This is a genomic window from Thermococcus sp. JdF3, from assembly GCF_012027495.1.
Lineage (GTDB): Archaea > Methanobacteriota_B > Thermococci > Thermococcales > Thermococcaceae > Thermococcus.
This window is the reverse complement of the sequence record NZ_SNUK01000001.1, coordinates 284,738-311,537: the sequence shown is the minus strand read 5'-3', so window position 1 is coordinate 311,537 and position 26,800 is coordinate 284,738. Positions and strand designations below refer to the sequence as shown.

The window sequence follows — 26,800 nt, the reverse complement described above, 5'->3', positions numbered from 1 at the left end:
TGATGCGCGTGAGAGAGGTGAAGCTCTCGCTCTTCGGTTTTGGGAACGTCGGACGGGCAGTCGCGCGCGTTCTCCTCAGCAGGGAGGCGTTCTTCCGCGAGAGGTACCGGCTGAAGTTCAGGGTCGTGAGCGTAGCGGACACGAGCGGGGTGGTGTGGCTTCCCGAGGGGATGGATCTGCGCGAGGTCCTCGCGGTTAAGGAGACCTTCGGAAAGCTCTCCTCCTGGACCAACGACTACGAGGTTTACAGCCTCACACCAAAGGAGGCCGTGAGGGAAATAGATGCCGACATAATCGTGGACGTGACCAACGACAAAAACGCCCACGAGTGGCATCTGGCGGCACTCAGGGATGGCAGAGGGATTGTTACGAGCAACAAGCCGCCCCTGGCCTTTCACTACGCCGACCTCATCGGGGAAGCCGAGAAAAGAGACCTTCCGTACCTCTTCGAGGCCACCGTGATGGCGGGCACGCCGATCATCACCCTCCTGCGCGAGGGCATCCTCGCAGACTCAATTGAAGGCATGGAGGCGGTGCTCAACGCCACCACGACCTTCATTCTGAGCCAGATGGAGATGGGGCAGGACTTCGAGAGGGCCCTAAAAACTGCCCAAAGGCTCGGAATAGCTGAAAGAGACCCAAGCGGCGATGTCCTGGGTATCGACGCGGGCTACAAGGCAACAATCCTCCACTGTCTCGCATTCCACCCGATAACATTTGACGATATAGCGGTCAAGGGAATAGCGGAGGTCACATCCGGGGAGGTGAGGAGGGCCCGGGAGCGCGGAAGGACGATAAGGCTCGTTGCCGCCGTGGAGAGGGGAAGGGTCGTCGTCGAGCCGCGGGAGGTACCGCCCGGAAGCCCCCTCGCAGTTGAGAGCCACGAGAACGCCGCAGTAATAAGAACCGACCTGCTCGGCGAGCTGGTCATCAAGGGGGCAGGGGCGGGATTGAAGGAGACGGCAAGCGGCGTGGTAAGCGACATCATAAAGGCGGCACTGAAGGTTTAGGGGACTTCCCCCTCTTTCTCCCTGGAGACCACTGCCACCCAATCACTTCCTGTATCCAGGGCCAGCTCACCAAGCCTGACGTAATCGAGGACATTCCCCCACAGAGGCGAACCGTCCCTCAGCACCGTCATCTCATAGACGGAGCCCCTCTTTCCAGCCGAGAGCCTGTATTCACCGCCATCCAGTATAACAGGGCATCTCTCCATCGAAGAGGAGAAAAGCCCAAAGCCCGGGGCCAGCAGGAAGGTCCCCAGAAAGTCCATTACAGAGCGACAAGGAGGAACGCGTAGCCCTTCCGAAAGGTCCTCAGTCTTCTGACCCCATTAACTTCACCAAAGAGTAAGCCCTGCTCAAACCTTTTAAGCTTTCTTCCCAAGAACGGGCGGTGAGACCATGGAGCACGTGATAGCGCTCCACCAGGTCTACGCGGAGCTGATATTTCGGGGACTGAAAACGGTGGAGCTCAGGAAGAGCAGGGCGTTCAGGGAGGGAGACACCGTCTTTCTCTACGTGGCGAGGGGGAACCCCTACGAGCTCAGGGACACGCTGAGAAGGCTCGGCCTCCACGAGGAACAGACCCTGACAAGAAGGGGCACCATTGCGGGGGGCTTCGAAGTCGGGGAGGTCATAAGGGCTGACCTGGACACGCTGTGGGAGATGACCGGGGAGACCAGCGGTTTAACCCTGGTTCACGGAGAAAACGGAAAGCGCTGGCTGGGGCAGTATATCAGGAGATACGGCTATGCCTTCACGATAGAGAGGCCGTTCCTCTTTAAGGAGCCCATGAGCAGGGAGGAGATGAGGGAGCGCTACGGGGTTCAGGTTGAGGGCATAATCCACCTCTCAAGAAAAAGCCGAAAGGCGTGGGTAAAGGATCTTATCGAGGACCTCCTGTCGAGGGAGGCAGTCTATCTCTAAGAGCCGCCTTCGGGGCTCTCCTCTGGGGTGTCCTCTCCAGCCTCGGGCTCGACCGTGACGTAGGGACCGAGGCTGAGGCTATTGATTTCCTCCTGCGTCAGCAGGCGGCTCTTCACCTTCTCACCGATGAGGGCGCTGTTGCCGAGGGGATCCATTATCCTGACCGTCAGAGGCTTTTTGCCGTCCTTAACGGCGTTGATGTACTCGAGCACCTCGTCCGCCCTGCGCACCGCTTCCTCGTCGCCCTCCTGCTTTTTGAACTCCCTCGCCATGAGGAGGGTCTCGCGAACGCGCTCGAGAACGCCCTCCACGTTACTGACGAAGCCCTCCGCCGCGGGGCCGGGCTCAATCTTGACACCAATCTCGTCCAGCTCGATTGTACCGCTCTTGCTCCTGACGACGCGGGTGAAGAGGTCCTTCTCCTCCTCAACGCGAACCGTGTAGAGCTTCGGGGGCCTGTCCTCCAGCATCACAACGTCAGCGTTCCTGTAGCCGCACTTCTCACAGAATATCGTGCTTTCCATGACCCTGCCGAAGTAGGGTATTTCGTGGATGTACTGCATGGCCTTGAGCGTGCCCTTGCCGCCGCAGATCGGACAGTCCCCAAGAGAGATGACCTGGATATCATCCGCCTCTCCCACATCGACCCTGGGTTTCTCACCTTCCGTCATCTCACACCACCGGAGAATAGAGGGACCGACCCCTTTATAAATCCATGGTAGGCAGAGATAGAAAGGGCCAAAAAGGAAATCACTTGGCGATCTTGATGTCCGACGGGACGAGAATGAGCTTTATTTCGTGCTTGCATATTTTAGCGGCCTGGCCGCCGAGGGCCCCGACCATCCCCTTAAGCTGCTCCGCGACCTTCTCAAGAACCTCCGGCTTGACCTCGAGCGGGGTGAGGTCAACGAGAACTATGTTGCCGTTCTGGAGCTCCTCGGATATCCTCTCAAGATCGGCGTAGCTGGTGACGACGATCTTCTTGAGGTACCTGATCTGGGGCTTGACTATCTCCTTAGCAATAACATCCTCCTCAAGAGGAACGACATCGATGTCACGCCTGGGAGCGGTAACACTCTTCTTAACCGCCGCCGGCGGCTTCTTCTTGGGCTTGGGCTTTTCGTCCTTCTTCTTAAGGCTGTCAAACAATCCCATAACCGTTCCCCCCAATTAATCATAAGGCTGGATTATTTTGGGCATTTGTGTTTATATCTCTTTCTGAAATTCGCCCAGTCCTTCCTCCTCACGCAGCCGATAAAGTCCAAAAACGCTCAGGAGGAACGTGACCGCGGCGAACATCAGGGATACGTACGCGTAGAAGTCCCATCCCCACTCAACGGAGGCGCTGTAGATGACCCAGACACCGAGGCTCATGGACCACAGCGCAAGGGTCAGAAAGAGCTCCTTTTTTGAGCCGCCCCTAACCGCCAGTCCAAGAAACTGGAGCGTGAAAAGAACCATCACGGCCACTGCGATGGCGTCCACAAGGTCCATAAAAATCACCAGAGGGGAAAAGGTCACTCGGCCTTAACGGCCTCAAGAACCTTCTCCCGTATCTCGGCGGCCTTCTTTATCGCGGTGTCAACCGCATACATGACCTCCTCGAGCTTGAACGAACCGCCCTCACTCTTCTGGACGGAGGATATCATGGCGTTTTCGTCGGTGGTCACGATTATCCTGCCGTCCATGACGCGCTCCTCGTCGAGGTTAGGGTCAACGAGGATGTTCGGACCGATCTTGGCCATGGTAACCGGTATCGGTATCCTCCTGACCGGAAGGGGCTCGTACTCGTCGAGAACCTCGACCTCGTCGGTCTCCTCGTTGTAGACCACCTTCGGCATCCTGGTGCTGAGCAGGGCCGCTATCGCGCCGATGCCGCTCGCGTCGAGGAGGTTGCCGTCGTGGTCGAGGACGTGGACGTCTATGAAAACGACGCGGACGAGCTTGCCTGGAACTATGACGAGCTTCTCAAGCTCGACTGCCTGGCTCTCCCTTATACCCCTGTCAACCACACGGGCGAGTTCTATGGCGTTCTCGTCCGGCGGACCGGGCTCAAAGCTCGGGGAGGCAAGGGGGACGAGCTCCACGTTGGTCGTTATGACGCCCCTGTCCGGGAGGTCGGGGAAGGGCTCTCCCATGTCGACCTTCACGCCCACGAGGACCTGGGTGTTGCCGAGCCTGACCCATGCGGAGCCCTCGGCCTTCTCGATGACGTTGACCTTGATTTCGAGGTCCCTGTAGTCTTCAAGGCCGCGGCCGTCCACGCGCTTGCCTTCCTTGAGGAGCGCGAGGATGTGGTCGCGCATTATGCCCGCCATTATCTCCATCTCACTCACCTCCACCGACCTCCTCGGCTATTTTGAGATACTTGACCTTAAGCGCCTCGCGCTGCTTCTGATAGACCGCCTTGGCACCCTTGATGGCGAGCCTCACGGCCTCGACGAACTCATCCTTCGTGAGGTACCCGTCCATCTGTAGAAGGGTGATGTCGTTCTTGAGCGGCATTATCGCCACCGGAACGTCGGCCTCACCGTAGTTGTCCTCGTCCTTGTTGAGGTCGAGCACTATCTCGCCCTCTATCTTGCCCGCGGCGCAGGCGGCAACGAGGTCCCTCATCGGCACACCCGCGTCGGCGAGGGCGAGTGAGGCTGCGGTTATTCCAGCGACGCGCGTTCCCGCATCGGCCTGGAGAACCTCAATGAACAGGTCTATGGAGGTCCTGGGGAACATCTCGAGTATGAGCGCCGGCTCAAGGGCGCCCCTTATGACCTTGCTTATCTCAACGCTTCTCCTGTCCGGGCCGGGCTTCTTCCTCTCCTCGACGCTGAAGGGTGCCATGTTGTAGCGGACGCGCAGGATGGCCCTGTCCGGCCTCTGAAGGTGCTTGGGGTGAATCTCCCTCGGCCCGTAGACCGCGGCCAGAATCTTGTTCTTACCCCACTCAACGTAGGCGGAGCCATCAGCGTTCTTCAGAACACCAACTTCCATTTTAATGGGTCTCAATTCGTACTTCTTTCTCCCATCGACTCTCTTTCCGTTCTCATCTATGAGCTTTAAATCCTCGGGCTTGCCCATCATTCTCCCTCACCCTTTCCAGCGGTTGGTTCCTCAATCTGCGGTATCTCCTCAATAACTCCCCGCTCCTTGAGCTCCTGGAGCCGGGTCATGAGAAGCTCCTTGACCCTATCGGTCAGTCCCTGAGTGTGGCTCTCCCTGTTCACCTTGAGGATGGCATCGATGGCCAGCTTTTCGAGTTCCTCGTTCTTTCCGCTGACCCACACCCAGCCGTTCTGGCCGACGATTATCCTCGTGCCGGTCAGCTTCTTGATGAGGTTTATCATCGAACCGCCCTTACCTATGAGCCTGGGCACCTTGGAGGGGGTTATCTCCACTATCTGCCCCCCGCGCAGGGGACCGCCCCTGAAGGGCATGCCCTTCGTGGTGAGGTCTATCTGATTTATCTCGTTGTACGCCTTTATCCTGGCGTAGATTATGTCACCTATGTCGAATATCCTGCGCAGGTCCGTCTTTGCGAGGTCGATGCGCTCCTCCGTGGCGTCCTGAACGCGGAGGCCCGCCTGATACGGGGCGCCTATGTCAACCGTCCAGTTGGAGAACCTGACGTCCACTATCTTCCCTATGACGTTGTCGCCGACCTCGGGTATGTACGGCCCCTCGAGCGAGATAACGCGTATAGTGTCGCCCCTTATCTCAACGAGCCCCACGACGGTGGAGTATATCCTGTTGCCTTCCCTGAAGGTCCCTCTTCCGTTCTTAAACGGCCCCTGGGCAAGTAAAGTGCCCGGGACCACAAGTTCCCTACTCTTTACAAAAATCCGCCTCATAGTCCCTTCCTCTCTATCAGTTTAGTTACCGCCTCGCCCCTCGTGAGGGCGTTAAGTTTCTCATAAAACTCCTCCTCAATTCCTCCCGGAATCTCTATGAGGAACATCCACGAGCCGTCGTTTCCCCACTCCTCACGCTTTATCTTTCCGAACTTCCTGATCTCCCCGTAGGCCTTTCCGACGTAATCACCGGGCACCTTCACAGCGATGACCTTCATCTCCATCTTTATCGGGAGGAGCGGCCTTATGGCCTTTATGACCCCGGGAACCTGCGCCTCTGCATCCTTGAACAGGTCAACGTGGACACCGGCCTCGTCCATCGCCCGGAGAATCCTGTCAACGGGGTGGGGAAAACCCGTTCTGGGGTCAACCGCATGCCTGTGTATTACCGTCGCTATGTAGCGCCTCTTGTCCTCTATCATCTGCCGCCTCTGCTCCGCGGTGAGCTGGACGTCTCCCTTGCGGAGGATTACCTTGGCCACCTCGTAGGGGTCGCTGGTTCCAAATATCTTCTCCATCTCGTGCTCGCTGGCCTTGTCGCCCTTGTGGGCGTCCTTGAAAACGTAAGGGGTGGCGAGGACATCCTCTATCGGGACGTCCCTGCCCTCCTTGAAGTCCCTCGCTAGGTAGGGGTCAACGAGTATCTCAAACGTCTCGCCGTGCGTCTTCAGACGGGCGATGACGGCTTTATCCACACTTATGGGCATCGCCCGTCACCTCAGTAGTTCTGGTCAAGTTCGGAGTAGTCCTCTTCCCTCTCCTCGACTTCCTCTTCCCTGACCTCTTCCAGTATCTCTGAGAGGTACTTCTCGACCTCCTCCCTGGAGAGCTTCTTCCAGCGCTTGTCGTCGGTGGTTATGTATGCGACCTCTATACCATCGGCACTCGGTTCCTCAAGGGTCTTCGCAAGGGCCATTATCGCGAGCTTCACTGCCCCGCCCATGTCTATGTCGTCGGTGTAGTGCTCCTCGAAGATCGCCATGGCGGTGTTCCTGCCGCTGCCTATTGCCACCGCCTTCCACTCGAAGTAAGCCCCGCTCGGGTCGGTCTCGTAGAGCTCTGGCTCCTCGTTCACTCCAGCCATGAGCAGGGCGGCACCAAAGGGCCTCACACCGCCGTACTGGGTGTGGGCCTGCTTGAGGTCGCATATCTTCTTCACCAGAACGGTGAGCGGAACGGGTTCGCCGTAGGTGAGCCTGTAAACCTGGGCCTCCAGCCTGGCCCTGTCCACCAGAACGCGGGCGTCGGCTATGATACCGCTCGGGGCCGCGGCTATGTGGTCGTCGATCTGGAAAATCTTTTCGTAGCTGCTCGGCTCGATGAGCTTGCTCGTTATCCTCTTCTCCACCGCGAGGACGACGCCGTTCTTCCACTTGACGCCGACGGCGGTGGCTCCCCTCTTCACTGCCTCCCGGGCGTAGTTCACCTGGAAGAGCCTTCCGTCAGGGCTGAAAACCGTAATGGCCCTGTCGTAACCTGCCTGTGGTGGTACAAACGCCATTTTACATCACCTCTAGGGATTATCGTCACTCCTCCACACTCTTCCCGTAATTCTCGGGCGGTCTAATTAAGCTTTTCTATTCACCCTTCAGAGCCACGAGGGCCATCTTTCTCGCTATCCTGCGTGCGAACTCCAGCGGCAAAAACGCCACCAGGAAGACTATCACGGCCAGTATCAGCGAGTTCTGCCTGCCCAGCGGCTGCCATATCATCAGGAGGAACGCGATCAGCATGAGACCGAGCCCAACGGCCAGGAACCTCTGGTAGCTCTTTCTCATAATCTCTAGGGTATCGTCCACCGCACTCACCGGGAGCTTTTTATTCCGAACCGGTTTTAAGCCTTTGGTGTTGGCGATGGAGTGCCCGTTCTGCAGCGCAAGACCCGGAACAATCCTTTACGAGGACGAGCTGATTAGAATACTCCTCGACTCCTACCCTGCGAGCAGGGGGCACCTACTGGTGGTTCCAAGGAGGCACGTTGAGAGCTGGTGGGAGCTGAGCGAGGAAGAAAAGGTCGCTCTGATCAGGGGCATGGAGCTGGCGATGGAGAAGCTGGCACAGGTACTGAAGCCAGACGGGTTCAACGTCGGAATAAACCTGGGCAGGGCCGCCGGCCAGACCGTTCAGCACCTCCACCTCCACGTGATTCCCCGCCGGGAAGGTGACTGTGCTCACCCCCGGGGAGGGATCAGGAAGGCGGTTCTGAACCTGGAGGACGAGAACCTCAGCATGAAGGAGCGCTGGATAAAGAACAGGCTGAGCGGGGAAGAGGTCGAGAGGCTGAGGAAAGCCTTCAGGATTTAACCGGATACTTCTCCCCGTTCTTCTCCAGCTTCCGCTCAAGTGCCTCGTCGAGGTCTATGCCCAGTTCGTGGGCTAGTAACGTTAGGTAAATCACGACGTCGGCTATTTCGTCGGCTATGGCTTCCCTTTTGGCCGGGTCTTTCACCGCTTCGAGGACCTCCCCATCGCTCTCCCACTGAAAGTGCTCCAGAAGCTCGCCCAGCTCGACAGCCGCCGATATGGCCAGGTTTTTCGGCGCGTGGTACTTAGCCCAGTTCCTCGCATCTCGGAAGGCCACGAGCCTTTCCTCAAGCTCCCGGAAGTCCATACCATCACCCCGGCTTAGAAGGCGTGCGGTTCAGCGCTTCTGAGAAGTTCCAGGAGCTTTAAAAACTCCCCAAGCTCCTCCCTGGAGTAGTGGTTCTCCACATCGTCCTCCGGGTCGAGCTTTGCCAGGGCATCCCTGGCTTTCAGGAGATCGTCGAGGTCCTCCTGGAGCTCAATCGCCCTCTGAGTGAACTCGTAGCTGGTGTGGGGACTTTCAAAGGCCCTCTGCTGGTTGGAAACGATGGCTATCCTCACCGTCGCTATCGTCTCGTCCAGGATCTCCAAAAGTTCACGAACCTTCATCTTCACCACGTACCTAGTTATAGGGGGGAGTATTTAAGCCTCCCGAAAGGTTTTTACATTGAATTAGATAAAATTCATACGGTGGTCCGGGTGGACTTCGACCTCTTCATGGAGAGGTACGGGTACAAAATACTGCTTGCCATCTTCGGGATGATAGTCGCGGGCATATTTGCGATCATCGGCATCTGGGCATACGTTGCATTAAAATACCTCGGCCTTCTCTTTGGGGGCCTGATAATAGCCCTCGTCGCCGTCCGCAGCCTCATGAACAGGAGAATACTCGACGCCCAGGCGAGGGTATTCAGCAAGTACTTCTACGATGACCGGAGACGAAAGGGATCGGTATAGCCACGCTGGCATAAAATGGCGCGCACCCGGAACCATGACTGGGACTTCCTTCCGGACGCACAATGGGCCTGCCATTATCAAGAACCGAGAAAAAACGATAATGATTTTCGAAGATTCTTCAGTTTTTTCCGGGGTTTTTCTGAAGGTAGAGTTTTAACCCTTCGATACAAGTTTGAGCGGTGGTGACATGGAGGTAGTTAAGACCTACCCTTCTGACACGGTCGAGTCCATGGCCAAGAAGCGAGAGAAGAAGCTCCTCATGGGTAACGAGGCCATCGCCTACGGTGCCCTCGAAAGCGGCGTTGTCTTTGCCACGGGATACCCCGGAACGCCCTCAACCGAGGTTATCGAGACGATAGCCCATCTGAAGCCGGAGGTCTTCGCCGAGTGGGCGCCCAACGAGAAGGTTGCCCTGGAGGAAGCCGCCGGAGTCGCCTACACAGGATTAAGAACGCTCGTCACAATGAAGTGCGTCGGTCTCAACGTCGCCGCCGATCCCCTCATGAGCCTGGCCTATTCGGGCGTTGAAGGCGGCCTCGTAATCCTCGTTGCCGACGACCCGGGCCCACACACCAGCCAGACGGAGCAGGACGACCGCTACTACGGCAAGCTCTCACTCCTCCCGGTTCTTGAACCGGCCGACCCCCAGGAGGCCCACGATTTGATAATCTACGCCTACGAGCTGAGCGAGCGCTACAAGGTTCCGGTAATATTCCGCACGACGACGAGGGTGAACCACACGACGGCCGACGTCGAGGTGGGGGAGTTCGTTGAGCTTGAGCGCGAGCCGAAGTTCAAGAAGGACATAGAGCGCTACGTCAGGGCCAGCATGGAGGGCAACAGGAAGAGGCACAGGTGGCTCAACGAGACGCTGGCTAAGATAGAGGAGGAGTTCAACGCGTTGGAATTCAACCGGGTCGAGGGGAACGGGAGAGTTGGAATAATCGTCGAGGGGGCGCCGTACAACTACGTGCGCGAGGTTCTGCCCAAGCTCGACGGCGACTTCAAGGTTCTCAAGCTCTCAACGCCCCACCCTCTCCCGAGGAAGCTCGTCGTGGAGTTCCTCAAGGGAGTTGACTTCGCGATAGTTATCGAGGACGGTGCGCCCTTCCTTGAGGAGGAAGTCAAGATTGCCGCCTACGAGGCCGGGCTGAACGTGCCCATCTACGGCAAGAGGACCGGCCATTTACCGCTTGAGGGCGAACTAACGCCGAGCCTCGTCCGGAACGCACTCCTGAGGCTCATCGGTGAGGAGGGGGAGACCTACGAGAAGCCGGAGGAGGTAAAGCTCGCCGAAAGCCTTGTCCCGAAGAGGCCACCCGGAATGTGCCCGGGCTGTCCCCACAGGGGAAGCTACCGCGCCGCGCTGGACGCGCTGAGGGATTTGAGGCTCGGCCGCTACTCGGTTCCGATACACGGGGACATAGGCTGCTACGCCCTCTCACTCCTCCCGCCGCTTGAAGCCATCTGGACCGAGTTCGTCATGGGCGCGAGCATAAGCCTTGCCAACGGCCAGAGCGTCGTGATGGACAAGAAGATAATCGCCACGATAGGCGACTCGACCTTCTTCCACAACGGAATCCAGCCGCTGGTTGATGCGGTTTACAAGAACCTGAACGTTCTCGTCATGATACTCGACAACAGGACAACGGCCATGACCGGCCACCAGCCGCACCCCGGAACCGGCGGGAGCGAAACCGGCAGGAAGTTCAACGAGATTGACATCGAGGCGCTGGTCAAGGCGTTGGGAGTGAAGTACGTCAAGACCGTTGACCCCTACGACCTCAGGGCCACGAGGGAGGCCATAAAGGAGGCCATGGGGGTCGAGGGGCCAGCGGTGATAATAGCAAAGCAGGAGTGCGTCATTCCGGTCATAAGGCGCGGGGAGATAGGAGAGATACCGCTCGTCATCGAGGACAAGTGCACCGGCTGCAAGGCGTGCATACTCCTCACCGGCTGTCCTGCCTTAGTCTACGACCCGGAGACGAACAAGGTCAGGATTGACAACCTGCTCTGCACCGGCTGCGGCGTCTGCAACCAGACGTGTCCGTTCGATGCGATTAAGTTCCCGAGCGAGCTGGAGAAGGGGGCTTAGTCCACCCCTTCTTTTCCTTTCCCGCAACCCTTAAATATTACCAATTCAGTAATATACCCGGTGGGTAATATGTTCTACGACAGGGAGCGCGAGCTTGAAAAGCTCAACGAGGTGTACTCTTTCCCCGGTTCGAGCTTCCTCGTCATCTACGGAAGACGAAGGGTCGGGAAGACCGCCCTTGTCAGGGAGTTCCTGAAGGATAAATCCGGCCTCTACCTCTTCGTGGGTGAGAAGGACGAGGCACTCCTCCTTGAGGAATACTCGCGTGAGGTGAAGGAAAGGCTTTCCGATTACCTCCCTTCGTACGTGAGGCTGGACTTCAAATCCCTTGAGGAGCTGGTTGAGTTCCTCCTCGAATTCTCGCGCGAGAGAAAGCTCGTGGTGGTCTTCGACGAGTTTCAGAACTTCAGGACCGTTAAACCGTCTTTCTTCTCCTCCCTCCAGAGGCTCTGGGACGAAAAGAAGGACGGCTCCAACCTCATGCTCATCGCGGTGGGCTCGTACGTCGGCATGATTAAGCGCATCTTCATGGAAAGAAAGGAACCCCTCTTCGGCAGGGCTGATGAATGGATAAGACTCAAACCCTTTGACTTCTGGACGGCCTGGGGATTCGTGCGCTCGCTGGTCGATATAAACCCGAGGGACTTCGTTGGGCTCTACTCCGCCCTGGGAGGAATGCCGAGGTATCTCCTCTACGTCCCACGTTATTACAGCGGGGACTCGGTTGAGACCCTCTGGAGGCTTTTCTTCGACGAGTTCGCCCCGCTCAGGGAAGAGGGCCTGAACGTCCTCAAACTTGAGTTCGGCAGGTTCTACAGGGCCTACTTTTCAATCCTCGAAGCGGTCAGCCTCGGCTACGTTACGCCCAAGGAGATAAGCGACAAAACGGGCATGAAGCTACTGACGGTTGGCAAGTACCTCAGCGAGCTGACCAACCACTACGAGTACCTCACGAGGGAAGTGCCCGTCACCGAGAACCCGCTGAAGACGAGGAAAGTGGCCTACAGGGTAAGCGACGAGTTCTTCAACTTCTGGTTCAGGTTTATCTATCACAACTACACCGCCCTTGAGGAAGACCCGGAGAGGGTCTTTGAGCGCTTTAAATCTGAGTTTCCAGCTTTCGTGGGCGGAACCTACGAGAGAATAGCGAGGGAATTTGTGAAGAAGCTGGACCCCGGATTTAAACCGGAGCGCGTCGGCCGCTGGTGGCACAAGGGCGAGGAGATAGACGTGGTTGCATACGATAGGGAGAACATCGCCCTCTTTGAGGTCAAATGGCGGGACTTAAGCCCGAAGGACGCGAGGAGGGTTCTGAAAGCCCTAAAGAGGAAGGCAAAACTTCTGCCGTTGAGGGGAAACTACAGGTTCGGTATCATAGCGAGGGAGCTTGAGAGCAAAGAAGAACTCAGGGAGGAAGGCTATCTCGCCTTTGACCTCGATGACGTCATTCACCAACGTCCCTTTACTCCCTCTACATCCCAAGGGCCATAAAGCGCCTACGGGGGGCCTCGACAAACGACGCTGTGAAATTCCCGGGCAGGCTAGACTAATACCAGCCGTAGCGCCAACCATCTTTCCGTTCCCTTCTTAATTTTTCTATTTCATCGGAGACCATGGCATCGAGAAGAAGCTGATACAAAACCACGACTCCAAATCCCCCCACGATGCCGATTACATCATCTACGAAATTGAACAGCCAGATAACAAGTATCGCAGGAACCGCGAGAAGTAACGCTCCCCTGAGAACCGCCCTCCAGTTTTCTGAATCCATATAATCCGGCCCCCCAAGATTTTCAGCATCAAACCAGTCATGAAAGTAGTAGAATAACTCCGTGGTTTTAATCCAAATTAAGATAACGTTCAAAAGTATCACGAACGTATACAACAAGGGAACTTCCAACCCCTTCATCAAAAAGGAGTAATGAATAACCGACTAAAAAAGTTTGTATCACTCCCCCCACACTTCGAGAACCATGTAGCGCCTCACGAGAGGGTTCGGGTACAGCTCCCAGCCGATTCCCTCGGTTTCCGCCTCAACTTCGCCGAAGAGACCGCCCTCGCGCGGGTCGAGGCTCTCTCCGTAGATTTTTCCAGGACGGATTTCAACTTTCATGTACCTCGGCAGGCCGACGATGGCCTTGCCGTTCTCCCGCGCATACTCAATCGCCCACTTTGCCGTGTATAACCCGGAGTATATCTCCGCTATCCTCACCGGGACGCTGGACTTGCCGATGGCTATGATTTCAATTCCGGTCTCCTCCCAGAACTTCTTTGCCAGGGGCTGAAGGTCCCTGGCCAGGTCCTTCCAGACCTCCTTCCCGCGGTCGGTAATCGTCAGGGCATCTATCGTCGGTTCGTCAAGCTTCCTGACCTCTATCCCACCTATCGTCGAGTCGAGGTGAACGACGTCGGGCTTTACCTCCCTGGAAAGCTCGACCGCAAGCAATGCTTCGTCCCGGATGGCCTGTCTTCCGCTCATGTCGTAGTTGAAGGGATCCGCGTAACGAACCACGCTCAGCGCCGCGGTTCTGTAAGGCCTCCCAACGAGCACCGCCGCCGTTGCTATCAGGCCAATAGGCTCATAGTCCTCCGTGAGCAGTGCACCACCCGTGTCAGCTGCAACAACTCTCATGGAAACCACCGTTAACGGGCAATTACCAATATACCTCCCACGACAGAGTATATCATGGTGATAGCATTGGGTGACTCGGTTAATGTAGTTTATGAAACTTTGGGTCGTTACATAGATGATCTTTGCGGGTCTATCTACCTGGGAACGGCACGGGGAAAGGCCGTTTTTTACGGTGAGGTGGCCCACCCCCTGACGCCAACGGAAGACCCGCTTCCATTCATGAACATCTTCTACTCCCACGGACTCATCGAGATAACGGCGGTATGGGGACGAATGGAGAAGGATGCTTTCCTGGTGAGGATGGTGCCCTCGAGAATCGACGTCGACCGAATCACGGGCGTCATAGAGATAACGTTCCACCCAACGGACGGCGGCGCGATTGTGATCACGCTCCACGGAAACCCCGGACTGGCAGAGACACTCAGGGATGCCGCGAAGGCGTGCCGGAGGGAGGAGGGGAAAGGAGAAGGCGAGCTTCTGTCGTCGAAGGGTCAGCCGCTGAACCTCATCACCCCTCAGGACTCGGCAAAGTCATCATTCCCCTGAGCCTCTCAACGTCCTCCCTTAAAGCGGTTATCGTTGCCTCATCAACGTGGGTTGCCCCAGCGTGGCGCGCTATGATATCGTAAACCTCGGGATACCTGCTCCTCAGCACTCCCATGAGCTGATCCGCCGGGAGGAGTATCCCCATATCGCGGTATATCAGGTATGCCCCAATCGCGTACAGGGCGTCCACATAGGCCCCGTGCGCCATTTGAAAGCGCCTTTCCTTGGCATAATGCTCCGCGCGATTTATATAGGTCGAAACCTTCTCGGCGAGCTCTTTTTCCATCCACTTCACCACACAGCATTTATAAGGGGGAGGCTAATAAACCTGTCGAGGGACGATGAGGGCGGAACTAATCGCCTGGACGGCGGCGGTTCTCATAATAGCGTATCTCGCGTGGGAAACGGTTAGTCCCCTCATCACCCCGATATTCTTTGGCATCGTCCTCGCCTACGCCGCGTATCCAATCCACCGCCGGCTGAGTGGCAGGATGGGCAGGAAGAAGTCCGCCGCGGCCCTCACCGTCGGAACCGTCGGCCTGGGAGGCGTGGTGACCTTCGAGCTGTTAATGATATCAGTTAAGGTAGCGTCCTCCTTCTACGACAGCATCGTCGACTTCTTTGACTGGCTGATGAGCCAGCCGCTGCCGCCCGAGGTTCTCGCCTTCCTCGAGCGCTTCTCGGACCAGCTGATACCCAGGGTCTCGGAGTACATATCCCACGAAACCCTCTCACTCCCCCTCTACATCCTCCAGCTCCTGGTATTCCTGCTCACGTTCTACCATTCCCTCGCATACGCCGAGGAGATTTCGAAGCAGATTCACCTGTCTCTCCCGAGAAAGAACCGCGAACTGGGTGAGAGAATCCTGGAAAGCCTCAACAAGACCCTCGGAGCGCTGGTGAGGGCCTGGCTGGTTTTGAACGTCATAAAAGGGATTCTGATGACGTTTGGCTTCCTCCTGTTCGGGGTCTCCGACCTCTACACCGCGATAGTGGCCGGCTTCCTAACGTTCCTGTTCTCCTTCGTCCCACTCTTCGAGGGCTGGATGATATGGGCCATAGCAGCAGCCTACTTCGCCATGAACGGCTCTTATCTCCACGCTGCGGGGATAGCGCTCTACGGCTTCTTCCTGGTCTCCCCGATGCCCGACTACACGATAAGGCCAATGATGGTCGCCAAGGACGCGAACCTCGACGAGACCCTCGTCTTCATCGGGATGATAGGCGGAACCTGGGCCATGGGGGTGAAGGGCCTCATAATCGGTCCGATAGTGCTCAACCTTCTCCTCGTCCTCCTCAAAGAATGGAAAAGGGTCATATCAGGTAGAGAACCTTCACGCCGGCCCTCTCCATCTCCCTCAAAGCCCTCTCCTCATCCTGGGGGTTGATTCCCTTCACCGCGTCGCGGAGGAGGTAGGTCTCGAAGCCGTGCTTGACGGCATCGAGGGCGGTCGCCCTGACGCAGTACTCGGTCGCGACGCCGCAGACGTAGACCCTTTTCACCCCGTTTCTCTTCAGTATCTCCACCAGATTCGTTCCCTCAAATCCGGAGTAGGCCTCTTTATCCGGCTCCGTCGCCTTCGAGATTATCACCGCATCGGCCGGGAGCTCCACGACGAACTCCGCGCCCGGCGTGTTCTGGACACAGTGCCTCGGCCACGGCCCACCCTGCTCCCTGAAGCTGACGTGGTTCTCGGGATGCCAGTCGCGCGTCGCGACTATCAAAGCCCCCCTCCTCCGGAACTCCTCGATGTAGCGGTTGCACCGGGGTATTATCCTGTCGCCCTCCGGAACAGGTAAAGCCCCGCCGGGCATGAAGTCCCTTTGCATGTCAACGATGATGAGAGCCTCCTCGGGCATGACATCACCGTTAAAGAATTCGCACGGGGGTTAATAAGCATTTAAACATCAAGCCGGTCCTTAAAGCGCGACATATCAACGCCCTTGTCCATGCCGAAGAGGTACGCCAGAACCTTCTCGTCGAGGTCGCCGTAGCGCTCGCGCATGGATTTGATGCCCTCGATGACCTCCTCCCGCTCCCAGCCGAGAGAACCGGCTATATGCGCCGCCATCTCGTTGAAGAGGTCCTCCTCGGCTTCCTCCTCCGCGAGCAGGGCTTTGTTGACCACCAGGACCCCTCCCAGTTCCTCGAGGAGGCCCTCCTCCAGGGACTTCGCTATAAGCTTCTTCGCGGCCTTCACGTCCATCAGGCGGAGGCTGAAGGCAAGTATCCCAACGAGCTCGCTCCGGGTGAACTCAACCGAGCCCTTATACTCAACCGCGCGTTTTATCGGGTGCACGCAACCACCTAACTTTTTTAGGGAGCTGGAATAAATAAACCTTTGCATAACTCCGTTAGATGTTTAAGCACTCGCGAGAACTCTAAACGGTGATGTCGATGGAGCAGATGACTCACAGGCTGACCTCTGAAAGATTGGTTGGAAAGCCCGTGAAAATTGAGAAGAATTACGCGGAAGTTCTTATGGAGACCGTCAAAGAGATGGCGGTCGACGAGTACGGGCTGGTTCACGGCGGCTTCACCTTTGGCTTGGCTGACTACGCGGCCATGTTAGCCGTCAACGAGCCAACGGTTGTGCTCGGAAAGGCAGAGGTCAAGTTTTTAAAGCCGGTGAGGGTCGGTGATAGGCTCGTGGCGAGGGCGGAGGTTATAGAAGAGTCCGGAGGGGGTGTGGGGGGCGGAACGTCCCCCCGGAGGAAGAAGCTGGTGAAAGCAGAGGTCTTCAACGAGAGGGACGAGAAAGTCTTCGAGGGAACCTTCCACTGCTACGTTCTGGAGAAGCACGTGCTCGAATGAGCCAAAATTTTTTAAACCCAAATATCGCATTTCGATATCGGTGTCCGATATGAAGTACCGCGACTTCCTGACCCTGCACATACTCCACCACGCGAGCGAAGAACCAGTTACAGGCTCGTTTCTGATGAAAGAACTTGAGAGACACGGTTACCACATCAGCCCAGGAACCATGTACCCACTCCTTCACTCCCTGGAAGAGGAGGGCCTCCTCAAAAGCCACTGGGAGGTCCGGAGTGGGAGACGGGTTAGGGTCTACGAGATAACGGAAATCGGCCGGAGAACCCTCGACGAGGGCAAGGAGAGGCTGAGGGAACTCTGCCTTGAACTGCTGGGGGAATGAGGAATGGAGGAAAGGGAGAAGAAGATATCCGGAATAAGCTGGAACGTCTTCCTGCTCGGAATCGTCAGCTTCCTCAACGATATGAGCAGCGAGATGATAATGCCCGTTATGCCGAGCTACCTGATGGAGGTTCTCGACGCCGGAAAGTTGCTCAGCGGTTCCGTTATGGGCGCGATAGAAAGCATGAGTTCGCTGTTCAAGGTTGCCTTTGGCTACGTGAGCGACCGCTTTAGAAAGAGGAAGGTCTTCGTCTTCGCGGGCTACGCCCTCTCAACCCTCGCCAAAGGTGCCCTGGCATTCACCCGCTACTGGTGGGACTTCCTCCTTCTGCGCGCGGTGGACAGGATAGGCAAGGGGGTAAGGACGGCCCCCAGGGACGCGCTGATAGCCGAGTCGAGCGAGAAGGGGAAGACCGGAAAGTCCTTCGGCTTCCACAGGATGATGGACACCCTCGGGGCCGTCGCCGGGCCGCTCGTTGCCATAGCACTCATCGAGCTCCTGAATGGTCTTCCCGCGGAAACGGCCTACCGCTACATCTTCCTGCTCTCGGCCGTTCCCGGGGCGATATCTCTGTTCGTTATAATCCTCTTCGTGAAGGACCGGGGCGGTGAGGTCAAGAGGAAGATAAAGGGCATATCCACTCTGAAGAACAGGAACCTGCAGCTCTTCCTCGCGGTGGTGGCGATAGGTGCCCTCGGAAGGTACAGCTACGCCTTCACGATGTGGAAGGCCCAGGAGCTGGGGTATTCGGTCGTCCAGAGCATAGCTTTCTACGCCCTCTTCAACCTAATCTACGCCCTCTCGGCCTATCCCCTCGGGGTTTACTCCGACACCTTCGGCAAGAAGAGGATGATAACCCTCGGCTTCGGAGTTGCAGCTCTGGCGGCTCTGGCCTTTGCCCACGCGAGGGACTTCTACACACTGATCGCCGCCTTCGTCCTCTACGGGATTTACATCGCCATCGAGGACACGATTCCGAGGGCCTACATGGCGGACCTGGCGAGGGAATACGAGAAGGGCACGGTAATAGGGGCCTACCACACCGTCTTCGGCGTCTTCGTCTTTCCCGCCTCGGTGATAGCGGGCTGGCTCTGGAGTTCCCACTCCCTGGCCTACGCGTTCACCTTCGCCGCGGCCATGAACGTCGTTGCCATGGTTCTAATGGCCTTCGTGAGGGAGCAGTAACTCTTTCCCTTTGCTTTTCTCCCGAAATCAGGAAAAGGTCAGAAAGGGTCGACAAAAGGGATAAAATCAAGCACCGAGCTTCCCAAGCTCCTCGTCGCCTATGAGGAGGGGCCTTCCAGACTCAATAACATAGCTGAACTCCCATTTAACCTCTCCGCGGTTCATGGCCTCTGCATAGCGTTTGGCCTTCTCCTCGGCCTCCTCAACGCTCGAAGCTTCAACGAGCCTCCTGACGTACCACTTCCTGTCACCAAAGCGAAGCTTGAACTCCGCCATGTACATGGGCATCACCGTAGAGAATTGGGGGAGAGGTATAAAAACCTAAGGCTCCCTCGCTCTGTAAACGCCACCTTCGAGGGCGGCCTCGAATATCTTCCCGCCCTCCTTGGTCTTCAGCTCAACGATCACGGCCGAGGGCTCGCGCTCGACCTCTTCCTCCACCTTCCTCCTGCTGAGAACCTGAATGAAGGCATCTCCAAGGCGCTCGAACTCGAAAACAAGGGCATCGCCCTCCCAGCGGTGGCCGCGGTAGGAAACACCGCCCATTCTGAAGGTAACCTCAAGAACGATTTTCATCAACATTCCTCCGGATATTGCTCATGAATCCTATGTCGGCGATGTTAAAAAGGTTGGCATTGGAGGAGGGGAGAATAAGAAAGGCCTCAGCCGACCTTCTTCAGCTTGACCACCTGCTTGGCGAACTCCTCAAGCACCTCCTTGCGCATGCCCTCGAAGAACTTTATCGAGCCGGCGTAGCTGTGGCCGCCGCCCTCGATTCCAGCGCTCGGCAGGGCCTCCTGGAGCCTTGGGATTATCTCGTTCAGGTCGAAGTTGTAGGCCGCCATCCCGTCCGCGGCCCTGACAACCGCGAAGTCCGGGCCGTAGGCGAGGGTGAGTATCGGGGCATCTTCACCATATTTCTCCTTGAAGTGGTCGTGAATTAGGCCGGAGAGCTTGCCGGGGCTTGGATAGGAGAACTTCGGGGCAAACAGCTCGATGTCTATCGTGTTGAACCTTATGCCGTTTGGCAGGACGACGCTCTTGACGTGGGGCAGCGAAGCCCTCAAAGCCTTCTCCTGCTTCTCCCTGACCTCCGGGTAGATCGCGTTTATCAGCTCGCGGTGCCTCTGGAGGTTGCCCGTGAGGAGGAGAATCTCGTCTATTATGCCGTGCCCGTCCATGAACTTCCAGAAGTAGGCCTCGTGGTCTATTACCTCTGCTATCTTCTTGAGGTCTTCCTCGTCGAGGCCCTTGGCCTTCTTCGCTATCTCAAGGTACTGGTAGAACTCGGGAGCTTTACTCCTGTCCCCGGTTCCAGCGATGGCAGGCAGGTGCTTTATCTTGTCCTCGACTTCTGGGTTGATGAAGCGCGCCACTTCCGTTGCCAGCATTCCCGCCGTTAACTCGTAGTAGCCGCGCTTTATGTGGTGCGGATTGACGTGAACATCAACGTAGTCGTCCACCTTCGCCCTGTCCTCGCTCACCCACTCGCGCGGGTCGTGGTGGTCTATGACCACTATCGGAACGCCGAAGGCCCTTATGCGCCTGTAGGCCGGAATATCCTCGCTCGTTCCACCGTTGTCAACAATAACCAAAAGCGGCAAGGGGTCGCCGAACTTCTCGTGGTCCTCTATCATGAAGATTATGTCCTTGAGGACATCCTCCAGCTCGTAGAAGGGTGCCCTGCTCGGTCTGCGCTTGAAGAGCTTCCACCTGGCACCCGAGTCGGGAGAAACCTCCTCGATGAGCGGAACTATCGCGTACTCAAGGGCCAGGCCCGAGGTGTAGCCGTCCGCGTCGGCGTGGTGCCTCAGCAGTATCGGCCTGCCCTCCAGGATGGCGCGGCGTATCGTGGATGCGGCCTTCATTATCTTCGGCTTCAAAGCCTCGAGCACTTCACTCTCAACCAGAAAGCCCACGTCCTTGGGCTGGGCGCGCCTGTCGAGCTCCTCCTCTATGCGTCTCTTGACCTCGGCAGCCTCCGGCCCCCAGAGCCTCGCCATGTCGCTGGTCTCGATCTGAATCTCGCCGGAGTGGAAGGCTATCTTCCCGATTATCTCCACGATGTCTCCGACATTTATGTTGGGGTAGGCCCTAACTCCAGGAGCCTCAAAAGCCGCGGCCCAGGTTATACCCGTTCCGTCCGTTATCGTGAAGACCGTCGGCCCGCCGGTGACCTGTATCTGGGTGACCTTGCCGCGAAGCCTGACCGTCTGGCCCGCCATGTCCTTGCGGAGGTCGCCGATGAGCGTTACCGGGAGCTCCTTTCTGACGACTACCTCCTTGTAGTGTTTGAGGGCGGATTCAATGAGGTCTACCTCGCCCCTGTCCGGCTTTACGTCGAGAACCTGAACGAGTATCCCGTCTCCAGGTTTGTAATCCCTCCCGCCGAGGAGGTCCTTCCTCCGTATAAGACCCCTGACGTGCGGATTGAGTTTGACGAAGACGCCAAAGCGCTCGACACGGTCGATTGTGCCCTTGTAAACGCCCCCAATCTCAATGTCCTCAACGTCGCAGGTCTTGTCGAGAACGTAAACGACCTTGTACTTACGCATGCAGTCAGGGCAGACCCAGGTGGTTTCCATACCGGGCTCCCAGGGCCCCTTCACCTTACCGCAGATGTCGCAGGCCAGAACGCGGCCGGTCCCACCGCAGGTCGGGCAGGTGTCGTAAACCGGCACGACGCCCTTCCCGTGGCACTCGGGACAGGGTATCTCGTCAACCTCGTCCTCAACGCCGATGTAGTCGAGGTTGCGATAGCCCTTCAGCTTCTCTCCAACCTTGAAATCGGCAGGAACGTAACCCCAGCCCTCGCAAACGGGACACTCCTTCTCGCCAACCTTAACCTTCCCGGTTCCGTGGCACTCGGGACAGTCCTTAACCACCATGAGCATCACCGCGGTGGGTTCTCCGGGAAGCTTAAAAACATTAATCAACACTCTCCCCAACTAAATGCGTAATTTTCAACGACCGGTTCGCAGTTAGAACCTACCCCCCACCCTACACAAAGCGCTTAAAAGAACACGAAATTAGGGATAAAATGCAACCGAAAGATGGCTCAAGATAGTAAAATGTCTCAATGGGGGGAATAGAATTGAAATTCCGCCAGAAGCTTTACACCGCACTCCTCGGGACGGTCCTGATGGTCATACTAATAACATCACTAATCCAGTTCAGGACGATAGACGGCATGGGGCAGAAGATAGAGGAAAACGTGGCCCCCACCCTGGCAGAACATGCAAAACAGATAGCCCTTCTGGAGAGCCAGAAATACGCCGTGACGATTGATGAAAGGCTCAGGCCGCTGATCGTCGTCACGAACTCCTATGCAAACTCGATAGGATCGCTTTACGTGAAGGACGAAGTCGAACCGGGCTACTCACGAACCCCAATCTTCGGCGCAAGCATTTTCAGCAGACTCGGGGACTTGAAAAACTCAAATGACGACATAATAAACGCCTACTACGCCGATGAAACCGGAAAAGTAATAATAATCCCCCGAGCCGAACTTCCCGAGGGGTACAACGCCACAAAGTCCTCCTGGTACCAGGGGGCGGTATCTCGGGGAGCGTTCTGGATGGAGCCCTACACGGACATAATAACAAATAAGACCGTGATAACCTACGTCACCCCCGTGAAGTACAAGGGGACCGTGAAGGGCGTTCTTGGAATAGACGTTGACTTCTCATACCTGGCGAATGAAATAGTGAACACCCGGGTGGGTAAAACGGGATACCTCTTTGTCATCAGCCGCAATGGAACCGTCATAATCCACCCCGACCCGGAGGTCGTTGGAAAGCTGAACGTCTTTGAGGACAGCAGATACGCGGCACTGGCTAGGGCAATGGAAAACTCGGAGGATGGGGTTGTTGAAATAGAACTGGATGGGACAAAGATGGTGATCTCATTCGCCAGGAGCAAAACCACAGACTGGACGATAGCCGCTATAGCGCCGGAGGATGAGCTCATCGGCGGGCTTGTAACCGCGCTGGACGAGGCGAAGACGGACGCATCAAAGGAACTCCTGTACGGGATGACGGTAACAATACTGGTGGCAGGGGGGCTTGTACTCCTGAGTGCTAGATATTTAAAGAGGGCGCTGCAGCCAATATCGCAGCTCACGAACGCGGCGGAGTTCATAGCGGCGGGCAGGCTTGAGGATGCGAGGGAAGTGGTTGGTTCGATAGACTACCCCCACAGGGACGATGAGATAGGAAAACTGATAACCGCTTTCGAGGCCATATCCGCCGACGTCATAGGCACCCTCAACGGGGTTATCGACAAGCTCGAAGCCATGGCTGAGGGCCGGCTGAACTACACCATAGACGCCAAGGCCCGGGGAGACCTCCAGAACATAATAACTGCACTCCAAAAGACCTCAGCCAAGATGAAAGCCCTTATTGGAAACATCAGGGAGATTGGAGTAACCCTGGACGAGCAGGCCAGGGAACTGGCGGATATCGCGACCCACGTCAGAAACTCGACCAACCAAGTTAGTGAAGCAATAGAACAGGTCAGCATTGAGGCCCAGCGCCAGCAGGAGCACATAAACGAGATAACCGAAGGAATGCGCCTCGTCTCGGACACCACCTCAGAAACCTCCAACATCATGGACGAGTTCGAGAGGGCTATCGATGAAGTCGTCAGAATAGCACAGGAAGGAAGAGAGAAGGGAGACGAAGCGGTTAGGGACGTTGAGAGCATTAAACGCTCCATGGACTTCATAGAGGAGGCAGTTAACGCGGTCAGTGAGATGAGCAAACGCATAGGCGAGATAACCCATACCATAAGCAACATTGCGGAGCAAACAAACCTCCTTGCCCTGAATGCGGCGATCGAAGCGGCAAGGGCGGGGGAAGCAGGTAGAGGTTTCGCGGTCGTTGCCCAGGAGATAAGGGGACTGGCGGAGGAAAGCAAGAGCGCCGCGGAAACGATAAGGGACATCATAGATGAGATGGACGAGAAAGTTCAGAAAGCCGTGGAAGAGACCCAGAAGGGAGTAAAGAACGTGGCCAGTTCAACGGAGACCCTGAGTGAGAGCCTGGGCTATCTCGGCTACATCGCCGAAATGATAGGGAACGTTGGCACCAAAGTTGAGGAGATAAGGGAGCAGACCATCAGGACGCAGGAGGAGGTTGAGAAAGCACTCCAAGCCCTGGAAAACCTTGCCGCAAGTGCAGAGGAGACCACCGCCAGCGCGGAGGAGGTTAACTCCGCCATGCAGGAGCAGAGAGCAGAGATTGAGACGCTCAGCTCCGAAGCCCGGAAACTCAGGGAAATCGCCAAGCGTCTTCGCCAGAACGTTGAACAGTTCAGGCTCTGAATCTCCATACCTATTCTTTTTCACCCCCCCTTCTTTCCAAAGAAGCCCCAGAATACCACCATCGAGAGGCTGTACAGGAAGGCGGTTATCAGGAACGGCCAGACCAGGGACATGTCGAAGAGAACGCCGCCCACGTACTGGCCCACCCCAAAGGTCGCGGTCCATGCCAGGCTGTTAAGCGCCATCGCGGTGGAGCGCTCCTCTTCCTCGAAGAACCCCATCATGAAGGAGTTCCATATCGGGTTGACTATGTTCATCAGTATCGTCCTGAGGATGTATACGACCGCCGCCACTGGGAACACCGGCGAGAACGGAAGGGCGCCTATGAGGAGGCTCGCCGTCCCGTTGAAGGAGACGATGGTCTTAACACTGCCAAACCTGTCGGCTATCATGGGCAGCAGGAACATCCCGATCCCCATTATGAACTGCTGGAAGGCGAAGAGCCAGCCGATACTCTCCAGGCTCGTTCCAAAGCGCTGGTTGAACCAGAGCCCCATGTAGGGAATCGCTATTCCTGCACCCAGACCTATCAGTGCCCCCGGAAGTGCGAAGCGGCCTATTCTAATGAGAAGGCTCCTGTCGAGGTTCAGCCCGCGAGAGTGTCTCTCAAGCACGGGCCTGACGAAGAGAACTATCGCGAACCGAATAGGTATGACCACGAGAACCAGGGAGAACACTCCTCCATAGCTCAGCCAGCGCGAGAGAAAGCCCGCGACGAGTATTCCGAGGGCGGAGGCTATCGTGCCGATTCCTGAGGAGAGACTGAACAGGTAGTGCCTCTTTCCGTCCTCCACCTCCCCGCTGAGCAGTGCCATGAATGAAGGCGACTCCAACGCCATGCCTATCCCTATCAGGACGCCGCCCAGGGTGAGCATCCAGAGGGTCGGGTGGAGAACCTGGGCGAGCCTCCCGAGGAACATCATGCTCACTCCAAGGAGGACGGTTTTCTTGTAGCCCACTCTCGCGCCGAATGGGCCTGAGAACAACAGAACCGCTGCCTGGGCCAGCGTTGAGAGCGAGAAGACCACGCCTATGTTGGTGTAGTCAAAGCCGAGCGATTTGAGGTAGAACGGGAAGATAAACCAGGCTATGTTGCCCCCGAAGGCGGAGGCGAAGGAGTAGGCAACGAGCAGCCATGCGTCCCTTCCGAACCCGCGATAGTTCTGCAGTGACATGAACGTTCAGACCGCGATTTGAGTATATAACCTTGTCGCAAACCAAAGGTTGGGTGCAGTTAACCATGCGTATCAAGGCACCAAATCCATCTCCCCACTATTGAAGGGTTCAAAAAAGTCAATAGAATGAAAAAGTTCACTGGCTGGCCATGAACTCCTCAACCGCCTTACCGGTTTCCACGTGGGTCCTGCCGGCCAGTATTATGACCCTGTACCTGCTGTTGTTCGGGTTGGGAAGGTTCTTCACAACGTAGCCGTTGCGCAGTATCTCCCGCTTTATGGAATCCACAACATCCTTCCCGTAGACCCTCTCCAGGAGAGCCCAGGCGCTGTTGCTGACCCAGCCCCCCACGATGATAACGTTTTTATCGCTTGGAAGGGCGGTCAGCTGAGTGTCGTTTATTATGAGGGAGTAGACATCCTCGGTCGCCTGAACCTTGGGGGCGGTTATGGAGACCTGTTTGGCCACGGAGACCCTACGCACGAAACGGTAACCACTCACACCGACGATATCCCCCTGGGCGTTCTTGGCAAAGAAGGGAACAATGCTCAAGTTCCATCCCGTCGGGATCGAGAGGGACTGTCCGGGAGCCACGAACACCCGCGGGAAGCCCTCACCACCCACGTGCAGGTAAAGTGTGTAGAGCCCGTGCTCAGGGTCTATGTCCCAGACCCACTGGTCACTGTAGATATCCCCATCCTGATACCGCCCAACTTTCTCATAGTATTCGTAGCTATAGATGACGGTCTTGGATCCACTTACCCCAATAAAGAAGTCAGTCGGGGAAAACAGGAACACTTTATCCGCTCCCGCTTCAAAGAGTTCGTTGAGCCTGGAGACCGGATAACTGTCGTATTCTTCGAAGTCCTCCTCACCATCGGCGGTTAGGTACATGATGTAATACCTGCCCCGCGCCATGGCCTTAGTCTTGATGATGCCGCTCGGATACGTTAGCTCAACCAGCATCTTCGAGGCGTTGATATTTATGTCCAGAGGCTTGAGCTTCCACCCGCCGACCGTTATCGAGTCGCCGAGGGACGTGAGTTTTGAATCAGCAGCCTCGTGGGAGTATAGAAACATCGTGTCCTTCCCATCAACGGTGGTTGATACAACCTTGTAATCCTCACCAACGTCGAGGGGGGTCGTGTTCTCGTTAAACGTCACCTCAACACTCCTGTCAAGAAACTCCACCGAGCCCCGAGTCAGGTTGAACCCCACACGGGAGAAGTTCACCTGAACAACCACCACATCACCCACAGGCTGATCACTGACGTTGATTCCCACGTCCGGCATATCCTCTTCGTTCAACAGGTAAACCTGGTTTTCGTCCGGGATAAGGACGCTGTGGTATTCAACCGGCACAGAAGCGACTGAGGTGTACTTTCCAATGGTTATCCCCTGAAGAACAAGGAACGCCCCCAATCTCGACCCGCTTATCGCATCTTCCCCTATGTGCAAAGGCGTCCCGTTAACTATCTTAGTGGTTGGAAGGACTATCACTGTGTTGGCTGAGTTAATCCATGCGACCTCTGCGCTGATGGGCGCAATGGCCAATCCCAAAATCATGATGACCGTAACAACCACTAGGACATTTTTCATACCTCTTATCACCAGGTTCAGATTAAAGCTCAATGTTTATAATATTTCCTGAGAA

At 56.6% G+C, this 26,800-nt stretch carries 34 protein-coding genes; 12 read left to right on the top strand and 22 right to left on the bottom strand.

Features of this window, described 5'->3' with window-relative positions; all coding sequences use genetic code 11:
- Positions 1 to 8: 8 nt before the first annotated feature.
- On the top strand, positions 9 to 1,010 hold the full coding sequence (locus tag E3E42_RS01565) for a homoserine dehydrogenase (protein ID WP_167902531.1): 1,002 nt from the start codon (positions 9 to 11) through the stop codon (positions 1,008 to 1,010).
- On the opposite strand, the gene E3E42_RS01560 is transcribed toward E3E42_RS01565, so the two are convergent.
- Positions 1,007 to 1,273 (bottom strand): hypothetical protein, encoded by a 267-nt coding sequence (locus tag E3E42_RS01560; protein WP_167902355.1) that lies wholly within the window; start codon positions 1,271 to 1,273, stop codon positions 1,007 to 1,009. The genes E3E42_RS01565 and E3E42_RS01560 overlap by 4 nt on opposite strands.
- A gap of 130 nt (positions 1,274 to 1,403) precedes the next feature.
- Here E3E42_RS01560 and E3E42_RS01555 point away from each other — a divergent pair, with 130 nt between their 5' ends.
- Positions 1,404 to 1,928 carry an ASCH domain-containing protein gene (locus tag E3E42_RS01555; protein ID WP_167902354.1) on the top strand — a complete coding sequence of 175 codons (525 nt, stop codon included), beginning with the start codon at positions 1,404 to 1,406 and terminating at the stop codon, positions 1,926 to 1,928.
- On the opposite strand, the gene E3E42_RS01550 is transcribed toward E3E42_RS01555, so the two are convergent.
- From E3E42_RS01550 to E3E42_RS01510, 9 genes are all read right to left on the bottom strand, one after another.
- On the bottom strand, positions 1,925 to 2,599 hold the full coding sequence (locus tag E3E42_RS01550; protein ID WP_167902353.1) for a ZPR1 zinc finger domain-containing protein: 675 nt from the start codon (positions 2,597 to 2,599) through the stop codon (positions 1,925 to 1,927). The genes E3E42_RS01555 and E3E42_RS01550 overlap by 4 nt on opposite strands.
- 79 nt (positions 2,600 to 2,678) lie before the next feature.
- Entirely contained in the window at positions 2,679 to 3,083 is a 405-nt protein-coding gene (locus tag E3E42_RS01545) for a cell division protein SepF (RefSeq protein ID WP_167902352.1), read from the bottom strand.
- Between the two features lie 51 nt (positions 3,084 to 3,134).
- A complete protein-coding gene (locus tag E3E42_RS01540; protein WP_167902351.1) occupies positions 3,135 to 3,422 on the bottom strand; it encodes a hypothetical protein in 288 nt (95 codons plus the stop codon).
- 23 nt (positions 3,423 to 3,445) lie between these two features.
- Positions 3,446 to 4,255: an exosome complex protein Rrp42 gene (gene rrp42, locus E3E42_RS01535; RefSeq protein ID WP_139680111.1), complete on the bottom strand. Its 810-nt coding sequence runs from the start codon at positions 4,253 to 4,255 to the stop codon at positions 3,446 to 3,448.
- 1 nt (position 4,256) lies between these two features.
- A complete protein-coding gene (gene rrp41, locus E3E42_RS01530; RefSeq protein ID WP_014012606.1) occupies positions 4,257 to 5,006 on the bottom strand; it encodes an exosome complex exonuclease Rrp41 in 750 nt (249 codons plus the stop codon).
- Complete coding sequence (gene rrp4 / locus E3E42_RS01525) at positions 5,003 to 5,773, bottom strand: exosome complex RNA-binding protein Rrp4 (protein ID WP_148882810.1); 771 nt, start codon at positions 5,771 to 5,773, stop codon at positions 5,003 to 5,005. The genes rrp41 and rrp4 overlap by 4 nt, the downstream gene beginning before the upstream one ends.
- Positions 5,770 to 6,480 carry a ribosome assembly factor SBDS gene (locus E3E42_RS01520; protein WP_167902350.1) on the bottom strand — a complete coding sequence of 237 codons (711 nt, stop codon included), beginning with the start codon at positions 6,478 to 6,480 and terminating at the stop codon, positions 5,770 to 5,772. Before E3E42_RS01520 ends, rrp4 begins: the two co-directional genes overlap by 4 nt.
- An 11-nt stretch (positions 6,481 to 6,491) precedes the next feature.
- Positions 6,492 to 7,274 (bottom strand): archaeal proteasome endopeptidase complex subunit alpha, encoded by a 783-nt coding sequence (gene psmA, locus E3E42_RS01515; RefSeq protein WP_167902349.1) that lies wholly within the window; start codon positions 7,272 to 7,274, stop codon positions 6,492 to 6,494.
- Between the two features lie 76 nt (positions 7,275 to 7,350).
- On the bottom strand, positions 7,351 to 7,581 hold the full coding sequence (locus E3E42_RS01510; RefSeq protein ID WP_370519564.1) for a hypothetical protein: 231 nt from the start codon (positions 7,579 to 7,581) through the stop codon (positions 7,351 to 7,353).
- 46 nt (positions 7,582 to 7,627) lie between these two features.
- On the opposite strand from E3E42_RS01510, the gene E3E42_RS01505 reads away from it, so the two are divergent.
- Positions 7,628 to 8,077, top strand: coding sequence for an HIT family protein (locus tag E3E42_RS01505; protein WP_167902529.1), 450 nt, complete (start codon positions 7,628 to 7,630; stop codon positions 8,075 to 8,077).
- Here E3E42_RS01505 and E3E42_RS01500 read toward each other — a convergent pair.
- Positions 8,067 to 8,384, bottom strand: a complete 318-nt coding sequence (locus E3E42_RS01500) for a nucleotide pyrophosphohydrolase (RefSeq protein ID WP_167902348.1) — start codon at positions 8,382 to 8,384, stop codon at positions 8,067 to 8,069. The two genes, E3E42_RS01505 and E3E42_RS01500, sit on opposite strands and share 11 nt — an antisense overlap.
- Before the next feature lie 14 nt (positions 8,385 to 8,398).
- Complete coding sequence (locus E3E42_RS01495; protein ID WP_167902528.1) at positions 8,399 to 8,686, bottom strand: hypothetical protein; 288 nt, start codon at positions 8,684 to 8,686, stop codon at positions 8,399 to 8,401.
- Positions 8,687 to 8,767: 81 nt separating this feature from the next.
- Between E3E42_RS01495 and E3E42_RS01490 the strand changes: the two genes are divergently transcribed.
- From E3E42_RS01490 to E3E42_RS01480, 3 genes are all read left to right on the top strand, one after another.
- A complete protein-coding gene (locus E3E42_RS01490) occupies positions 8,768 to 9,034 on the top strand; it encodes a hypothetical protein (RefSeq protein ID WP_370519563.1) in 267 nt (88 codons plus the stop codon).
- A 187-nt stretch (positions 9,035 to 9,221) separates the two neighbouring features.
- Positions 9,222 to 11,129: an indolepyruvate ferredoxin oxidoreductase subunit alpha gene (iorA, locus tag E3E42_RS01485; RefSeq protein ID WP_167902347.1), complete on the top strand. Its 1,908-nt coding sequence runs from the start codon at positions 9,222 to 9,224 to the stop codon at positions 11,127 to 11,129.
- A gap of 69 nt (positions 11,130 to 11,198) precedes the next feature.
- Positions 11,199 to 12,620 (top strand): ATP-binding protein, encoded by a 1,422-nt coding sequence (locus tag E3E42_RS01480; RefSeq protein WP_167902526.1) that lies wholly within the window; start codon positions 11,199 to 11,201, stop codon positions 12,618 to 12,620.
- A 55-nt stretch (positions 12,621 to 12,675) separates the two neighbouring features.
- Here E3E42_RS01480 and E3E42_RS01475 read toward each other — a convergent pair whose 3' ends face one another.
- Together E3E42_RS01475 and E3E42_RS01470 are read right to left on the bottom strand one after the other, a co-directional pair.
- The gene (locus E3E42_RS01475; RefSeq protein ID WP_167902346.1) at positions 12,676 to 13,038 is read right to left on the bottom strand and encodes a hypothetical protein; all 363 of its coding nucleotides are present in this window, start codon (positions 13,036 to 13,038) and stop codon (positions 12,676 to 12,678) included.
- Positions 13,039 to 13,077: 39 nt separating this feature from the next.
- Positions 13,078 to 13,761: a DUF4152 family protein gene (locus tag E3E42_RS01470; protein WP_167902345.1), complete on the bottom strand. Its 684-nt coding sequence runs from the start codon at positions 13,759 to 13,761 to the stop codon at positions 13,078 to 13,080.
- Between the two features lie 99 nt (positions 13,762 to 13,860).
- On the opposite strand from E3E42_RS01470, the gene E3E42_RS12135 reads away from it, so the two are divergent.
- Complete coding sequence (locus E3E42_RS12135; protein ID WP_240913592.1) at positions 13,861 to 14,307, top strand: hypothetical protein; 447 nt, start codon at positions 13,861 to 13,863, stop codon at positions 14,305 to 14,307.
- Here E3E42_RS12135 and E3E42_RS12130 read toward each other — a convergent pair.
- Entirely contained in the window at positions 14,270 to 14,593 is a 324-nt protein-coding gene (locus E3E42_RS12130; protein ID WP_167902523.1) for a hypothetical protein, read from the bottom strand. The two genes, E3E42_RS12135 and E3E42_RS12130, sit on opposite strands and share 38 nt — an antisense overlap.
- A gap of 55 nt (positions 14,594 to 14,648) precedes the next feature.
- Between E3E42_RS12130 and E3E42_RS01455 the strand changes: the two genes are divergently transcribed.
- A complete protein-coding gene (locus E3E42_RS01455) occupies positions 14,649 to 15,695 on the top strand; it encodes an AI-2E family transporter (RefSeq protein ID WP_167902344.1) in 1,047 nt (348 codons plus the stop codon).
- Here E3E42_RS01455 and E3E42_RS01450 read toward each other — a convergent pair.
- Together E3E42_RS01450 and E3E42_RS01445 are read right to left on the bottom strand one after the other, a co-directional pair.
- A complete protein-coding gene (locus E3E42_RS01450) occupies positions 15,622 to 16,167 on the bottom strand; it encodes a nicotinamidase (RefSeq protein ID WP_167902343.1) in 546 nt (181 codons plus the stop codon). The two genes, E3E42_RS01455 and E3E42_RS01450, sit on opposite strands and share 74 nt — an antisense overlap.
- A gap of 41 nt (positions 16,168 to 16,208) precedes the next feature.
- Positions 16,209 to 16,607: a DUF2240 family protein gene (locus E3E42_RS01445; RefSeq protein ID WP_167902342.1), complete on the bottom strand. Its 399-nt coding sequence runs from the start codon at positions 16,605 to 16,607 to the stop codon at positions 16,209 to 16,211.
- A 98-nt stretch (positions 16,608 to 16,705) separates the two neighbouring features.
- Here E3E42_RS01445 and E3E42_RS01440 point away from each other — a divergent pair, with 98 nt between their 5' ends.
- Genes E3E42_RS01440 through E3E42_RS01430 form a run of 3 tightly spaced genes read left to right on the top strand, consistent with a single transcriptional unit; the run spans position 16,706 to position 18,647 of the window.
- Positions 16,706 to 17,122 (top strand): PaaI family thioesterase, encoded by a 417-nt coding sequence (locus E3E42_RS01440; protein ID WP_167902341.1) that lies wholly within the window; start codon positions 16,706 to 16,708, stop codon positions 17,120 to 17,122.
- A 49-nt stretch (positions 17,123 to 17,171) separates the two neighbouring features.
- Entirely contained in the window at positions 17,172 to 17,462 is a 291-nt protein-coding gene (locus E3E42_RS01435; RefSeq protein ID WP_167902521.1) for a PadR family transcriptional regulator, read from the top strand.
- A gap of 3 nt (positions 17,463 to 17,465) precedes the next feature.
- A complete protein-coding gene (locus E3E42_RS01430; protein ID WP_167902339.1) occupies positions 17,466 to 18,647 on the top strand; it encodes an MFS transporter in 1,182 nt (393 codons plus the stop codon).
- A 66-nt stretch (positions 18,648 to 18,713) separates the two neighbouring features.
- Here E3E42_RS01430 and E3E42_RS01425 read toward each other — a convergent pair whose 3' ends face one another.
- The 3 genes from E3E42_RS01425 to E3E42_RS01415 all read right to left on the bottom strand — a co-directional run bounded on the left by E3E42_RS01425 (position 18,714) and on the right by E3E42_RS01415 (position 21,535).
- Complete coding sequence (locus E3E42_RS01425; protein ID WP_167902520.1) at positions 18,714 to 18,929, bottom strand: hypothetical protein; 216 nt, start codon at positions 18,927 to 18,929, stop codon at positions 18,714 to 18,716.
- A gap of 39 nt (positions 18,930 to 18,968) precedes the next feature.
- Positions 18,969 to 19,223 carry a hypothetical protein gene (locus E3E42_RS01420; RefSeq protein WP_167902338.1) on the bottom strand — a complete coding sequence of 85 codons (255 nt, stop codon included), beginning with the start codon at positions 19,221 to 19,223 and terminating at the stop codon, positions 18,969 to 18,971.
- An 86-nt stretch (positions 19,224 to 19,309) separates the two neighbouring features.
- Complete coding sequence (locus E3E42_RS01415) at positions 19,310 to 21,535, bottom strand: DHH family phosphoesterase (RefSeq protein ID WP_167902519.1); 2,226 nt, start codon at positions 21,533 to 21,535, stop codon at positions 19,310 to 19,312.
- Between the two features lie 206 nt (positions 21,536 to 21,741).
- Here E3E42_RS01415 and E3E42_RS01410 point away from each other — a divergent pair, with 206 nt between their 5' ends.
- Positions 21,742 to 23,970 (top strand): methyl-accepting chemotaxis protein, encoded by a 2,229-nt coding sequence (locus tag E3E42_RS01410; RefSeq protein ID WP_167902337.1) that lies wholly within the window; start codon positions 21,742 to 21,744, stop codon positions 23,968 to 23,970.
- A 20-nt stretch (positions 23,971 to 23,990) separates the two neighbouring features.
- Here E3E42_RS01410 and E3E42_RS01405 read toward each other — a convergent pair whose 3' ends face one another.
- Together E3E42_RS01405 and E3E42_RS01400 are read right to left on the bottom strand one after the other, a co-directional pair.
- A complete protein-coding gene (locus E3E42_RS01405; RefSeq protein WP_167902336.1) occupies positions 23,991 to 25,145 on the bottom strand; it encodes an MFS transporter in 1,155 nt (384 codons plus the stop codon).
- Positions 25,146 to 25,281: 136 nt separating this feature from the next.
- Positions 25,282 to 26,757 (bottom strand): S-layer protein, encoded by a 1,476-nt coding sequence (locus tag E3E42_RS01400; protein ID WP_370519562.1) that lies wholly within the window; start codon positions 26,755 to 26,757, stop codon positions 25,282 to 25,284.
- Positions 26,758 to 26,800 lie beyond the last annotated feature (43 nt).